This window comes from Streptomyces sp. NRRL WC-3742 (assembly GCF_000720635.1).
In the GTDB taxonomy this organism is placed as follows: Bacteria; Actinomycetota; Actinomycetes; order Streptomycetales; family Streptomycetaceae; genus Kitasatospora.
This window is the reverse complement of sequence record NZ_JOCF01000036.1, coordinates 1-13,357: the sequence shown is the minus strand read 5'-3', so window position 1 is coordinate 13,357 and position 13,357 is coordinate 1. Positions and strand designations below refer to the sequence as shown.

The window sequence follows — 13,357 nt, the reverse complement described above, 5'->3', positions numbered from 1 at the left end:
GCCCGGGGGAGTCCGTGGACGGGCTTCGGGGCCTTATCGGGTGCCTACCGTGGTGGCCGATACGATCAACGGTCATGGAGTTCGGTGGGGCGTGGCGTCGCTTGCGCGGCCGGGGTACGTCCGTCAGACGCAGGGTGCTGGCAGGGGTCGTGGCCCTGGTGGCGGTGGCCGGGGTCGGCACGGCGACGGTCGCCTCGGGCGGTCAGCAGGCCGTCCGGGAGGAGGACCGTTTCCTCAGCATGCCGGAGACGCCCGGCAGCTCCCAGCAGGTCCAGCTGGACACCTCGTTCTTCACCACGGGCGACGGCCGGCGGCCCGCCGTGCTGCTGGCGCACGGGTTCGGCGGGTCCAAGGAGGGTGAGCGCGAGCGCGCCCAGCAGCTGGCCCGGCAGGGGTACGCGGTGCTGACCTGGTCGGCGCGGGGCTTCGGGCGCTCGGGCGGGAAGATCGGGCTGAACGCGCCGGACCGCGAGGTCGAGGACGTCAAGCACCTGGTCGACTGGCTGGCCCAGCGGCCCGAGGTGCAGCTCGACGGCGCCGGGGACCCGCGGGTGGGCATCACCGGCGCCTCGTACGGTGGGGCGATCGCGCTGCTCGCCTCCGCGTACGACGACCGGATCGACGCGGTGTCCAGCCAGATCACCTGGTGGAACCTGGCCGACGCGCTGTTCCCGCAGAACGTGCAGGGCTCGGGCGCGGCCGACGGCGTGTTCAAGAAGCTGTGGGCCGGGATCTTCTTCACCACCGGCTCCGCGGGGGACCTCGGGCCCTCGGGCGGCTCGCCGCGCGGTGGCGGGGCGAAGCCGGCGGAGGCCGGGGCGGCCGGAGACGTCGGCTGCGGGCGGTTCCTGGAGTCGCTGTGCGCGATGTACGACCGGGTCGCCACCGCCGGGCACGCCGATCCGGAGGCCGTGGCGCTGCTGGAGCGCTCCAGCCCGTCCTCGGTGGCCGGGCGGCTCAAGGTGCCCACGCTGGTGGTGCAGGGGCAGCAGGACTCGCTGTTCCCGCTCGACCAGGGGGACCGCATCGCCAAGGCGGTGGCGGCCAACGGGGCGCCCGTCGCGGTGGACTGGTTCGCGGGCGGGCACGACGGCGGGACGGACACCAGCGCGCGGGTGGACGACCGGGTGACGGCCTGGTTCGACCACTTCTTGAAAAATGGCGGCCTGATGGGCGGCGAGGGGACGGACACCGGCCCGGCGTTCCGGGTGACCCGCACCGGCGGGGTCGACTCGACGGGCTTCCAGGCCGTGCTGCGCGGCGCCTCCACCAACCGCTACCCGGGGCTCGGCGGGACGGGCAGCCGCACGGTCGAGCTGACCGGCGGCGAGCAGACCGTCGCCAACCCGCCCGGCGGGGCCCCGCCCGGCATCTCGACGCTGCCCGGGATCGGCGCGCTCAGCCAGGCCGCCTCGCTGGGCGCCGGGCTGTCCCTGGACTTCCCCGGGCAGAACGCCGCCTTCGACTCCGCGCCGCTGGACAAGGCGCTGCACCTGACCGGGCAGCCGACCGTACCGGTGAAGGTGTCGGCGGACCGGGCGGACGCGGTGCTGTTCGCGAAGCTGTACGACGTCGGCCCGGACGGGAAGTCGGTGCTGCCGCAGCAACTGGCCGCCCCGCTGCGGGTGACCGGCGCGGACGCCGGGCGGACGGTGACGGTGGCGCTGCCCACCGTGGACCACACCTTCCCCGCCGGGCACCGGGTGCGCCTCGTCCTGGCCGCCACCGACCTGGCGTACGCCTCGCCGGTGGAGCCGGCCGTCTACAAGGTCGCGCCGGCCGGGGCGCTGAGCGCGCCGACCGTGGAGGAGCTGGTCACCGAGGCGGCGCCGCTGCCCGCGCGGACCTGGCTGCTGCCGATCGGGGCGGCGCTGGTGGCGGCCGCGCTGGTGCTGGTGCCCGGGCTGCGGCGCCGGCGGGCGGCGCGCGGGACCGACTTCGACCCGGAGCTGGCCGGGGTGCCGCTGCAGATCACCGGACTGAGCAAGCGCTACAAGGGCTCCCAGGACCGGTACGCCGTCCGGAAGTTGGGCTTCCGGGTGGAGCAGGGGCAGGTGCTCGGGCTGCTCGGGCCCAACGGCGCCGGCAAGACCACCACCCTGCGGATGCTGATGGGCCTCATCCGGCCGGACGCCGGGGAGATCCGGATCTTCGGGCACCTGGTGAAGGCCGGGGCGCCGGTGCTGTCGCGCGTCGGCGCGTTCGTCGAGGGCGCGGGCTTCCTGCCGCACCTCAGTGGGCGGGCCAACCTGCGGCTGTACTGGCAGGCGACCGGCCGGCCCGAGGCCGACGCGCACTACGAGGAGGCGCTGGCGATCGCCGGGCTCGGCGAGGCGCTGGACCGCGCGGTGCGCACCTACTCGCAGGGCATGCGGCAGCGGCTCGCCATCGCGCAGGCGATGCTCGGGATGCCGGACCTGCTGATCCTCGACGAGCCGACCAACGGGCTCGACCCGCCGCAGATCCGGGAGATGCGCGAGGTGATGATCCGGTACGCGGCCGCCGGGCGGACCGTCATCGTCTCCAGCCACCTGCTGGCCGAGGTCGAGCAGAGCTGTACGGACCTGGTGGTCATGGACCGCGGGCGGCTGGTGACGGCCGGGCCCGTGAGCGAGATCGTCGGGGCCGGGGAACTGCTGATCATCGGGGTGGCCACCTCCGGCGACCCGGAGACGGCCGCCGAGAAGGTGGGCGCGCTGGCCGGGGTCGGCTCGGCGGAGGCCGTCGAGGGCGGGCTGCTGGTGCGGCTCGACGGCCTCGCGGCGAGTGAACTGCTGGCGGAACTGGTGCGGATGGGCGTGCCGGTGGAGAGTGCGGGGCCGCAGCGGCGGCTCGAGGACGCGTTCCTGTCGTTGATCGGAGGTGGTGCGGCGTGAGCGCCGTCTCGATGGACCACGGCTCGACGGACCACGGCTCGACGGGCCACGGTTCGACGGACCATGCCGAGGGCTACAAGGCGAGCCGGACGCTGCCGCTGCGGGTGGAGGCGATGCGCCAGCTGCGGCGTCGGCGCACCCTGGTGATCGGGGCGGTGCTGGCGGCGATGCCGTTCGTCATCCTGGCCGCCTTCCAGATCGGCGGCACGCCCTCGCGGCCGGACCGGACCACCTTCATCGACCTGGCCACGGCTTCCGGGGCGAACTTCGCCGTCACCATGCTGTTCGTCGGCACCGGGTTCATGCTGGTCATTCCCGTGGCGCTGTTCTGCGGGGACACCGTCGCCTCCGAGGCCAGCTGGTCCTCCCTGCGGTACCTGCTCGCCGCGCCCGTGCCCAGGGCGCGGCTGCTCGCCCGCAAGTTCGCCGTCGGGCTGGCGTTCTCGGCCGTGGCGGTGGTGATGCTGCCGCTGATCGGGCTCGCCGTCGGCACCGCCGCGTACGGGTGGGGGGACCTCAAACTGCCCGCCGGGATCAGCCTGCCGGCCGGGCAGGCGCTGCCCCGGATCGCCATCGCCGTCGCGTTCGTGTTCCTGAGTGAGCTGGTGATCGCCGCGCTGGCGTTCTGGCTCTCGACCGCCACGGACGCGCCGCTCGGGGCCGTCGGCGGGGCGGTGTTCGTGTCGATCATCACCGGGGTGCTGGACGCCGTCACCGCGCTCGGGGACCTGCGGCAGTGGCTGCCCGCGCACTGGCAGTACGCCTGGGCGGACGCGCTGCAGCCGCAGTTGGAGTGGGGCGGGATGGTGCAGGGGGTGTCGGTGTCGCTCTCGTACGCGGTGGTGCTGCTGGCGCTGGCGTTCCGGGGGTTCGCGCGCAAGGACGTGGTGTCGTAGGGGGTCGGCGGGGGTGGGGACCGTCGGCCGGGGTGGGGGATCATTGGTGCGTACCGCCTCTGATTCCGTCTGGTGAAGGACCCGTACCGTGGCCCAGATCGTCCTCTTCCACTCCGCCCACGGGCTGCGCCCGGCCGTGCACGCCGCCGCCGACCGGCTGCGCGCCGCCGGGCACACCGTGCACACGCCGGACCTGTTCGAGGGGCGGACCTTCGACGACACGGGGGAGACGACCGCGTACGAGGCCGCGAGCGCGTACCAGGAGGAGATCGGCGGCAGCGACGAGCTGCTGAAGCGGGCCGTGACGGCCGTCGCGCCGCTGTCGGCGCAGGGGCTGGTGTACGCCGGGTTCGCGCTCGGCGGGGCGGTGGCGCAGAACCTGGCGCTGGCCGACGAGAAGGCGCGCGGGCTGCTGCTCCTGCACGGCACCTCCGACCTGCGGGAGGACGCGTCGACGGAGATCCCGGTGCAGCTGCACATGGCCGAGCCGGACCCGTTCGAGCCGGAGGACTGGGTGAACGCCTGGTACCTGCGGATGGTGCGGGCCGGGGCGGACGTGGAGGTGCACCGGTACCGGGGTGCCGGGCACCTGTTCACGGACACGGACCTGCCGGACTACGACGCGGCGGCGGCCGGGCGGGCCTGGGCGGCGGCGCTGGCGTTCCTGGAGGAGCTGGACCAGTCGTAGTGGCGTTGCGGAAGGCCGGGGGCGGGCGCTCCCGGCCTTCCGGTGTTGTGGGGGTCAGGAGGGGTCGGTGACCTGGGGGCGGGCGGCGCGGACCACCAGGCCGCCGAGGAGGGCCAGGACCAGCAGGACGGCGCCGAAGACCGTCGCGCCGTCCGTCAGGCCGACGGCGTCGCTGAGGTAGCCGGCCGAGACGGGCAGGGCCCCGGCCGGGAGGTAACCGCCCACGTTGAGCGCGGCGTTGGCCTCGGCGAGGCGCTGCGGCGGGACGGCCGAGTTGAGCAGCGACAGGCCCCCGAGCTGGCCCGTGCCCTGGCCTGCCCCGGCCAGCAGGGCGGCCAGGACGAGCAGGGCCACGGCCTCGGTGCGGACGGCGGCGATCAGGGTGACCATGCCGAGGGCCGTGCTCGCGGCGCTCGTCAGCAGGATGGTGCGGCGGCGCAGGCGCTGGACGGCGAACTGCACTCCGGTGGCGGCGAGGAACATCGCGAAGGCCATCGCCCCGGCGACGATCCGGCTGGTGGTGCCGAGCAGGCCCGACAGGAGGGACGGGCCGAGCGAGAGCACGAACGAGGTGGCGGTGATGCCGGGGGCGAACACCGCGATGCCCAGGGCGAGTTGGCGGCCGTTGCCGCGAGGGACCGCGGGGATGCGGATCCAGGTGCTCGTGTTCGTGCTCGTGTTCGTGCTTGTGGTCGTGGTCGTGGTCGTGCTCGTGGTCGTGCGGGCTTCGGGGCGGCGGAGCGGCATGCGGAGGACGGCGAGGACGGCGGTGGCCAGCAGGACGGCCTCGACGGCGAAGACGGTGGTGGTCGGCGCGGGCGCGAGTTCGGAGAGCACCCCGGCGAGCAGCGGGCCGAGGCCCGCGCCGAAGACCATCGCGCAGGAGGCGAGCAGGGCGGCCGTGCGCCTGCGCTCCGGTCCCGCGACGTCGGTGACGGCGGCCATGCCGGCCGAGACGGCGGCGCCGACGGCGATGCCGGTGAACAGCCGGGCCACGATCAGGGCGGCGACGCTGGTGGCGGTCGCGAAGATCAGGCAGGCGGCGAGGGCGAGTGCGAGGGCGGGCAGGAGGACGGGCTTGCGGCCCACGCGGTCGGAGACCACGCCCGAGACGAGCAGGGACCCGATCAGCCCGACGATGTAGAAGGCGAAGACGACGGTCAGGGTGCCCTTGGAGAAGCCGATGTCGTGCTGCCACAGGACGTAGAGGGGGGTGGCGGCGTTGGAGAGGACGAACACGGCGGTGACCGGCCAGGCGGCGAGCCAGATCCACCGTAAGGGGGCTTCGGGGGTGGGGAGTTGGGTGTTCTGCTGCCGGGTCGTGAGGGTTGCGGGCATGGCGGTGCCTCCCGTTCGGGGCGCGGGCTCCTGCAGTACGAGTTGAGTCGAACTTAGCATGCAGTACGATTGGAGTCGTACTAGGAGATCGGATGGGAGGAGGCGGGCGTGTCCGCTGTGTCTGCTGTATCTGGTGTGTCCGCCGTGTCCGCCGTGAAGGTGATGCCCGAACCGCCCGGGCTGCCGGAGCCGTTGGCGGAGCCGGGGGTGGACGAGCTGCGCCTGGAGGTGGTGCTCGGTGCGCTCAGCGATCCGCTGCGGCTGACCATCGTGCGCAAACTGCTGCTGGAGTCCGAGGACTTCGACCACTCCTGCGGCTGGTTCGGGCTCGACCGGCCCAAGTCCTCGCTCACGCATCACTTCAAGGCGCTCCGCGAGGCCGGGGTCACCCGGCAGCGGCAGTACGGGCTGGAGCGGCGCAGTCAGGTGCGGGTGGCGGACCTGAACGCGCGCTTCCCGGGGCTGCTGGACCTGGTGGCGGCCTGGACTCCGGCCGGCTGAGGGGCGTTTGAGGATTTCGGTGCCCGGTGGTGTGAACTGCCGGGCGCCGGAAGGCTCTTGGTGGCTCCGGCGCGGCTATCCCAGCGCTAGGATAGCCGCCGTGGATCGCATGGACATGGGGCTGACCGCCGCCGAACTGGCGCTGCTCGGCCTGCTGGTGGAGAAGCCGAGGCACGGGTACGAGCTGGAGAAGGTGATCGCCGAGCGGGGGCTGCGGGAGTGGACGGAGATCGGGTTCAGCTCGATCTACTACCTGCTCACCAAGCTCCGCGAACGCGGACTGATCGCCGAGGCCGACGCCGCAACTCCCGTACGGGGCAAGGGTCGCAAGGTGTACGCGGCGACGGCGGAGGGTCGGCGGGCGTGCGCGGCGGGGGCGGTGGCGGCGATCGCCGAACCGCACCCTCTGTTCCCCCGCGTGCTGGTCGGGCTGGCCAACCAACCGGCCATCGACGGTGGGGAGTTGCTCGACGCCCTGCGGCGGCGGGCCGAGGCGCTCGCCGAGCGTGCGGAGGCCGTCCGGCGGGCCTCGGAGGCGGAGGCGGACGCCCCGGAGTTCGTGCGGGCGATCTTCGACTACTCGCTCGGCCAACTGGCCGCCGAGCAGGAGTGGTTGGAGCGGTACCGGGCGTCGATGGCCGGCGCCCCCGGGGAAGGAGGGAGTGCGACCGTGGCACCGTACGACATCAAGCGGGAGCTGAAGGAGTTCTACGCGCCCAGGAACACCGAGTGGGCCGTGGTGGACGTGCCGGAGATGCGGTACCTCGCCGTCGACGGCAGCGGGAACCCGAACACCGCGCCCGCGTACACGGCGGCCGTGGAGGCGCTGTACGCGGTGGCGTACACGCTGAAGTTCGCGGAGAAGGGCGCGGGGCGGGACTTCGTGGTCGGGCCGCTGGAGGGGCTCTGGTGGGCGGACTCGTACGAGGTGTTCACCAGGCGGGACAAGGACGCCTGGAACTGGACGATGCTCATCGGGCTGCCGGAGTGGATCACCGAGGAGGCGGTCGAGGAGGCCGGGCGGGCGGCGCTGGCGAAGAAGAAGGCCCCCGCGATCGGGGAGGTCCGGTGGCTGGTCCTGAACGAGGGGCCGAGCGCGCAGGTGCTGCACGTCGGGCCGTACGACGAGGAGGGGCCGGTGCTGGAGGAACTGCACGAGCGGTACCTGGCGGCGAACGGGCTGCGGCCGGCCGGGCTGCACCACGAGGTCTACCTGGGCGATCCGAGGCGGACCGCGCCGGAGAAGCTGAGGACCGTGGTGCGTCAGCCGGTCGAGCGGGTCGGATCGGCCTGACCTCAAGGCGGCTTGAGATTCTCGCGTGAGGCCCGTTCCGTGGTTCGCGAGCTGGTTCGCGAGCTGGTTCGCGAGGGCGGCGTGATGACGCTGACGGAGGCGGGCGAGGCGGGGCGGCTGCGGGCGCGGGAGCGGAACCTGCCGTCCTGAGGGTGCGCTGCGCAGGAAGTCGGTGGGGTCGACTTCCTGCGCACGCCCGCGTTCAGGAGCAGGTGGTGGCGACCTGGCGGAGGAGGTGGGCGGAGGAGGCGGTGACGGCGTACCAGGTGTTCTCGGTGTCGTCGTCGGCGTCCGTCCAGGCGGTGACGACGGGGAGTTCGCAGTGGTCGCCCGGGTTGAGTGGGGGCAGGCGCCAGGTGATGCCGTGGCGGCTGTCTCCGAAGTCGATGCCCCAGGTGGTGTTGGTGCGGTCGTACGCCTCGTCGATCAGGGCCGCCCAGTGGCTGGGGGTGGTGCTGCCGGCCGCCTCGCAGAGGACCACTTCGTCGTCGCCGCCGAGGGAGAGCCGGGTGTGCCGGTCCTCGACGGTGACGGCGGCGAGGGACTGGCCGCCGTCCCAGTAGGCGTCGGCGCCGTCCGGGAGGTGGCGGGGCAGGGCGGCGGTGAAGCGGACGCGGGCGAGGGCGGAGCGCGTCTCGATGCGCCAGACGGCGGCGTGGGCGGCGGTGAGGGGGCTCCAGGTCTCGGGGTCGAGGTCGGCGTCGTACGGGGTGAGCAGCAGCTCGACCGTGGTCGCGTGGGTGGTCCAGCGGGCGAGGGTGCGGCCGGTGCCCGGCAGCGCGAACAGCGCGTCGGGCACGGGCGGGAGGGTGGTGCCGTCGAGGGTGGTGGTGAAGGTCAGCGGGCCGAAGGGGGTGTCGACGGACGGGCGGGTGGCGGACCCGTGGGCACGGGTGCGGGGGACGGTGGGGAGCAGCACGGCGGGCCTCAGGCGGTGTGGGCGGCGGTGGTCGGGTGGCGGGCGCTCAGGAGGCGGTCGATCTCGTCGAGGCGGGAGGCCGTACGGCTGCGGGGGCCGGTGAGGGCGCTGCGGATCTCCTCGAGGACGGCCGGGCCCCGGTCGTCGCCGCGCAGGGCGAGGGCGGCGGCGGCCTCGAGACGGGCGTCGGGGCAGGCATCGGTGAGGGCGGCGGCCAGGGCTTCGCGTAGCTCGGGGGAGTCGGTCGGCTGGCGGGTGAGGGCGTGGGCGGCGGCGTCGCGGACCTCGGGGTCGGGGTCGGCGGCGAGGCGGGTGAGGGTGGGCAGGACCTCGGGGTGGGGGACGGTGGCGCCGGTGACGAAGGCCATGGCGACGCTGCGGCGGACGGCCGGGGCGGGGTGGCCGGCGTGGGGGAGGACGGCGGGGAGCTCGTCGGGGCGGCAGTAGGAGGCGAAGGCGGCGATGGCGGTGCGGAGGGCGTGCGGGTCCTGCTCGCCGTGGTCGGGGTCGAGGAGGGGGCGGAGGAAGGCGAGGGCCTCGGCGGTGTAGGGGGGTTCCTCGTCGGCCTCGTCGGCCTCGTCGTCTTCGTTGCTTTCGTTGTTCTCGTTGTTCTCGTTGTTTTCGGCGGTGTCGTCGTCGTCCAGGCCGAAGCTCAGGGTGTTGATGACGTCGAGGCCGAAGCGGCGGCGGTCGAGGGAGACGGGGTCGCTCGCGGTGGCGCGGGCCCAGTCGAAGGTCTCCTGGCCTCCGCGGAAGGTGAGTTGGAGGACGGAGGCGAACCAGTCGTCGTGCTCGGGGAGGGCGTGGACGAGGGCGCGGGCGAGGAGTTCGTCCGGGGTGCGGTGGACGCCGAGCCGGGCCTCCAGGTCGGTGACGATCGCCAGGTGGGCCGGGGGGTTGGGGCCGGTGGCGGCTTGGGCGGCTTGGGCGGCCTGGGCGTCGAGGTGGGCCTGGGCGATGGCGAGGGCTCGGCGGTAGGTGTCGGCGCCGCTGCGGGGGGAGGGGGCGAGCAGGGAGTAGAGGATCTCGTACGCGCCGCGCTCCGCCGCCCAGGTGACGGGGTCGGTGCCGTCCGGCCAGGGGCGGGCGATGTCGGCGCCGTGGGTGACGAGGGCCCAGACGAGCTCGGGGAGTCCGGCGTGCGCGGCGGCGTGGAGGAGGGTGCTGCCGTCCTCGCCCTCGAGGTCGTGGTCCGGTACGGCGTCGAGGAGGAGGTCGAGGGCGGCGGGTTCGTCGGCCTGCTCTATGGCGGTGAGCAGCGGAGGGAGGTTCACCGGGGGATTGTGCCCGGACGGATGGTCGTGGGGCGAACTCTTAATCGGGAGGCGGGCAGGGGCGGGGCCGGGTCATGATGGCGGGATGGACGATGAGGCTGCGTACGTCGACGAGTGGGTGACGATGTTCGGCTTCCGGAACATCCCCGGCAGCCCCAAGCCCGGTCCGATGATCGTCCTTTGACTGCGTGACCGGGGGATCGACTGGTGGCCGTTCGAGGATGAGGACCACCGGATCGATCTGATGCGGTGCGAGGGCCCGGACGGGGGCATTCAGTGCGTGACCGCCGTGCGCTTCCGGGCCGAGGCGCTGCGGCGGCTCGGGCTGCACCCGGACCAGCCGACCTCGGCCGCGGCCGAGCCGCCGGCGCCGAAGTGGTGGGGCCCGTGGGGGCGTCCGCGTTCCTAAGCCGGCGGCGGGTCGGTGCGGAGGCCGGCGCGGAGGCCGGCGCGGAGACCGTCCAGGAGGAAGCTGAGGCCGGCGGCGAAGGACCGGTCGTTGTCGGCGGGCTTCTCGGCGATCCAGCGCGCCAGGTTGGGGTGGTGTTCCAGGCTGATCTCGGGGAGCGGGCCCGGCGGGGTGGGGGGCGCGGCCTGCTCCTGGAGGACGAAGCCGGTGACGTAGCAGGTGACGGCGTGGCCGAACTGTGCGGCCTTGGCCAGGGGCAGGCCCGTGGCACGGAGGAGGGCGAGGCCCGCCTCGGTGGCCTCCAGGGACTCCGCGCTGAGCGGGAGGTGTCCCGCGACCACCCGGGCGCCGTCGCGGTGGGCGAGCAGGGCGCGGCGGGTGCGGTGGGCGAAGGCCGTGGTCTGCGCGGCCCAGTCGCCCGATCGCCCGTGCGGGGGCGGGGTGAAGGCCGGGCGCATGATCTCCTCCGCGACGGCGCTCAGCAGCTCGGCCTTGCTCCGTACGTGCCAGTACAGCGCGCCCGCCGCGACGCCGAGGCGGGTGGTCAGGGCGCGGGTGGTGAGCCTGTCCAGGCCGACCTCGTCGAGGAGTTCGACGGCGCTGCGGATGACGTCTTCGCGGGTGAGTCGCACGGGACTTGAGCTTAGCTCAGGTGTGTGGGGTACGCTGCCGGGCATACTTGAGCAATGCTCAGGTCTTCGTCTCCAGGGAGGGAAGGACGTCATGGGGGAGTACCTGACGGTCGACGGGCTGCGGACCTACTACGAGGTGCTCGGCGAGGGCGAACCCGTCGTGCTGCTGCACGGGGGCGGCGTGACCGCCGACAGCTGGTTCGGCCAACTCGGTGCGCTGGCCGAGCGGTACCGGGTCTACGCGCCCGAGCGTCGCGGACACGGGCGCACCCACGACCTGCCCGGGCCGGTCGACACCGGGCTGATGGCAGAGGACACCGAGGCTCTGCTCACGGCTCTCGGCACCGGCCCGGTGCGCCTGGTCGGCTGGAGCGCCGGCGGCACCGTCGCACTGCGGCTGGCGCTTCGACGGCCGGACCTGGTGCGGCAGTTGGTGCTGATCGGCACCGGCGTCAGCCGTGACGGCGCGACCGGGGCCGACCTGGGGCTGATCGACGAGGCCGGGGAGGAGGCGCTGGAGTCGATGTTCCGCCCGCAGTACGAGCCGCTCTCGCCGGACGGGCCCGGCCACTTCCCGGTCGTCTTCGCGAAGTGGCTGCGGATGTGGCGCGAGGAGCCCGACATCGGGCTCGAGGCCCTCGCCGGGCTGCCCATGCCGGCGCTGGTGATGCAGGGCGACGACGACGGCGTGCGGATCGAGCACGCCGCGGCCATGGCCAGGGCGCTGCCCGACGCCGAACTCGCCGTGCTGCCGGGGACTTCGCACGCCGCGCCGATCGAGAAGCCGGAGCTGGTGAACCGGCTGCTGCTGGACTTCTTCGCGCAGGAGCGGCCCGCCCGGCTGTTCCCCCTGGGGGCGCTGAAGGGCTGAACTCGCCTCAGGGGCGCCATTCCTCCTGGTACTCGGGGTGGTGGGAGTGCGACTGGGCGAGGGAGCGCAGGGCGTAGGCGAGGCCGGGGCGGCGGGGGTCGGAGGGCGGCATGGCCTCGTAGTCGGCGGCGAGCATGTCGACGAGGTCGAGCATGGGGAGGTGGCTGTCCAACAGGGCACGCCCGCCGAAGAGTTCGGCGACGTCGACGTAGGCGTGGTTGTCGTCGGTGCAACGGGCGCGGATGAACGCCAGGAGTTCGTTCACGAGGTGGTCGTCGGTCCGTTCAGGGGCGTCGGAAGGTGGCGGTGCCGGCGTCGAGGTCGATGCCGGCGTGGGGCGGGGCGCCGCTGTGGTCGTCGTCGCGCAGGGTGAGCCGGGTGCGGCGCTCCTCGATCTGGACGCGCTTGTTGGCGTTGAAGAAGGAGTGGAGTTCCTCGGTCGCGGTGGCGCCGAGACCGAGGCCCGTACCGGGGGTTCGGGCGGCGAGGCGGCGGGCCAGGCGTGCGGGGCGGCCCGATCGTACGATCACCTGCCGGAGTGCGGCGAAGGTGAAGGGCACGATCACCAGGATCGCCATGAGGAGTAGGCCGGCTGTCATCACCATGCCGACCCAACGTGTGGGCGTGGTGCGGGTGTTCCTGCTGTCGACTCCGAGGATCACTGGCTGTGGGAGGCGAGGTGCCCGGCGGGGGCCTCGGCGTGGAACCCGGTGGCGGTGAAGGTGATCTGCATGCCCCGCCCGGCGAGTGCGACGGAGCCGGTTCGAGGGGTGAGGGTGGCGGTGGTCATGGGGTAGCCGGACCAGCCGTCCACGGCGAAGCCTGCCACGCCGGTGCAGACGAGGGTGAACTCGACGGCGTTGTGGCGCCTCTCCTGCCAGAGGTGTGCGGCGGCGGACGGGACGAGGAAGGCGAAGAAGCGCAGGGTGACGGAGGTCCGGCGTTCGTCGACGAGGACGGAGGTGAGGTCGAAGTCGGTGAGGGGCGGGGGCGGTGAGCCCAGGACGCGGCGGACCGGACCGGGGTCGGCAAGGGCGGCGGACCAGTCGACGTCAGCCATGGAACGCCTTCGACGTGACGGGCGGCTGCGCCCGGTGGAGGCGCTGGTCGAAGGGGCTCACGAACCATCGCGGCGCGGTGGCGGGATCGGGGTCGGTGGAGCGGTAGGCGTTGAGGTGGACGGCCTTGATCGCGGCGTACGCGGTGAAGGAGAGGCGGATCGCGGTCCCGGTGACGGCGACGGAGATCCGGGGCTCCCGGATGCGGGGGAGGGTGGCGAGGGCGAGGTCCACGGCGGTGCCGTCGGGGGTGCCGCGCATGTGGAGGTCCTCGGCGACCGCCGTGAACTCGAGCTGGAGCTCGAGGCGGTCGCAGCCGGCCTCGGTCCAGGCGGCGGGGGCGAGGTCCGGGAAGCGGGGGAGGTCGACGCGCAGCTTCACGCCGGCGCCGTACGGGCTCAGGTGGACCGACCTGAGCGGCAGTTGGCGCAGGGGTGGCAGGTCGGTGCAGAGCGCGGTGAGGCGGTCGGAGTCGACCAGGAGGTCGGTCCAGGCGGCGGCCGGCATCGGGGCTCGTCTCGGGGGTGGGGGTGGCGGGGAATTCGTCGAAATTGTAGGGCAGGCGCGGTACGGGAAGGGCCCTTCGCGGGCCCGGGAGGGG

At 73.7% G+C, this 13,357-nt stretch carries 14 protein-coding genes; 6 read left to right on the top strand and 8 right to left on the bottom strand.

What is annotated here, in order from left to right; genetic code table 11:
- Positions 1-74 precede the first annotated feature (74 nt).
- The 3 genes from IH61_RS0120380 to IH61_RS0120370 all read left to right on the top strand — a co-directional run bounded on the left by IH61_RS0120380 (position 75) and on the right by IH61_RS0120370 (position 4,460).
- Positions 75-2,876 (top strand): alpha/beta fold hydrolase, encoded by a 2,802-nt coding sequence (locus tag IH61_RS0120380; RefSeq protein WP_031071793.1) that lies wholly within the window; start codon positions 75-77, stop codon positions 2,874-2,876.
- An 11-nt stretch (positions 2,877-2,887) separates the two neighbouring features.
- Positions 2,888-3,772 (top strand): ABC transporter permease, encoded by an 885-nt coding sequence (locus IH61_RS0120375; RefSeq protein WP_031071792.1) that lies wholly within the window; start codon positions 2,888-2,890, stop codon positions 3,770-3,772.
- A gap of 88 nt (positions 3,773-3,860) precedes the next feature.
- Positions 3,861-4,460, top strand: coding sequence for a dienelactone hydrolase family protein (locus IH61_RS0120370; protein ID WP_031071790.1), 600 nt, complete (start codon positions 3,861-3,863; stop codon positions 4,458-4,460).
- A 54-nt stretch (positions 4,461-4,514) separates the two neighbouring features.
- On the opposite strand, the gene IH61_RS0120365 is transcribed toward IH61_RS0120370, so the two are convergent.
- Positions 4,515-5,798, bottom strand: a complete 1,284-nt coding sequence (locus IH61_RS0120365; RefSeq protein ID WP_051837532.1) for an MFS transporter — start codon at positions 5,796-5,798, stop codon at positions 4,515-4,517.
- A gap of 162 nt (positions 5,799-5,960) precedes the next feature.
- Between IH61_RS0120365 and IH61_RS0120360 the strand changes: the two genes are divergently transcribed.
- Both IH61_RS0120360 and IH61_RS44695 read left to right on the top strand, forming a co-directional pair.
- A complete protein-coding gene (locus IH61_RS0120360; RefSeq protein ID WP_037973152.1) occupies positions 5,961-6,299 on the top strand; it encodes an ArsR/SmtB family transcription factor in 339 nt (112 codons plus the stop codon).
- A gap of 109 nt (positions 6,300-6,408) precedes the next feature.
- A complete protein-coding gene (locus IH61_RS44695; protein ID WP_078911266.1) occupies positions 6,409-7,593 on the top strand; it encodes a GyrI-like domain-containing protein in 1,185 nt (394 codons plus the stop codon).
- A 202-nt stretch (positions 7,594-7,795) separates the two neighbouring features.
- Here IH61_RS44695 and IH61_RS0120345 read toward each other — a convergent pair whose 3' ends face one another.
- The 3 genes from IH61_RS0120345 to IH61_RS0120325 all read right to left on the bottom strand — a co-directional run bounded on the left by IH61_RS0120345 (position 7,796) and on the right by IH61_RS0120325 (position 10,827).
- On the bottom strand, positions 7,796-8,512 hold the full coding sequence (locus IH61_RS0120345) for a hypothetical protein (RefSeq protein ID WP_031071782.1): 717 nt from the start codon (positions 8,510-8,512) through the stop codon (positions 7,796-7,798).
- Positions 8,513-8,520: 8 nt separating this feature from the next.
- Positions 8,521-9,786 carry a HEAT repeat domain-containing protein gene (locus IH61_RS0120340; RefSeq protein WP_031071780.1) on the bottom strand — a complete coding sequence of 422 codons (1,266 nt, stop codon included), beginning with the start codon at positions 9,784-9,786 and terminating at the stop codon, positions 8,521-8,523.
- A gap of 405 nt (positions 9,787-10,191) precedes the next feature.
- On the bottom strand, positions 10,192-10,827 hold the full coding sequence (locus tag IH61_RS0120325; RefSeq protein WP_031071777.1) for a TetR/AcrR family transcriptional regulator C-terminal domain-containing protein: 636 nt from the start codon (positions 10,825-10,827) through the stop codon (positions 10,192-10,194).
- A gap of 91 nt (positions 10,828-10,918) precedes the next feature.
- On the opposite strand from IH61_RS0120325, the gene IH61_RS0120320 reads away from it, so the two are divergent.
- Positions 10,919-11,698 (top strand): alpha/beta fold hydrolase, encoded by a 780-nt coding sequence (locus IH61_RS0120320; protein ID WP_031071775.1) that lies wholly within the window; start codon positions 10,919-10,921, stop codon positions 11,696-11,698.
- Positions 11,699-11,705: 7 nt separating this feature from the next.
- Here the strand turns inward: IH61_RS0120320 and IH61_RS0120315 are convergent, their stop codons facing one another.
- Genes IH61_RS0120315 through IH61_RS47045 form a run of 4 tightly spaced genes read right to left on the bottom strand, consistent with a single transcriptional unit; the run spans position 11,706 to position 13,263 of the window.
- Entirely contained in the window at positions 11,706-11,963 is a 258-nt protein-coding gene (locus IH61_RS0120315) for a DUF6221 family protein (RefSeq protein WP_031071774.1), read from the bottom strand.
- 19 nt (positions 11,964-11,982) lie between these two features.
- The gene (locus IH61_RS0120310) at positions 11,983-12,303 is read right to left on the bottom strand and encodes a DUF6191 domain-containing protein (RefSeq protein ID WP_051837530.1); all 321 of its coding nucleotides are present in this window, start codon (positions 12,301-12,303) and stop codon (positions 11,983-11,985) included.
- A 53-nt stretch (positions 12,304-12,356) separates the two neighbouring features.
- Positions 12,357-12,758 (bottom strand): Imm50 family immunity protein, encoded by a 402-nt coding sequence (locus tag IH61_RS0120305; protein WP_031071770.1) that lies wholly within the window; start codon positions 12,756-12,758, stop codon positions 12,357-12,359.
- Positions 12,751-13,263 (bottom strand): hypothetical protein, encoded by a 513-nt coding sequence (locus IH61_RS47045; RefSeq protein WP_031071769.1) that lies wholly within the window; start codon positions 13,261-13,263, stop codon positions 12,751-12,753. Before IH61_RS47045 ends, IH61_RS0120305 begins: the two co-directional genes overlap by 8 nt.
- Positions 13,264-13,357: the final 94 nt, after the last annotated feature.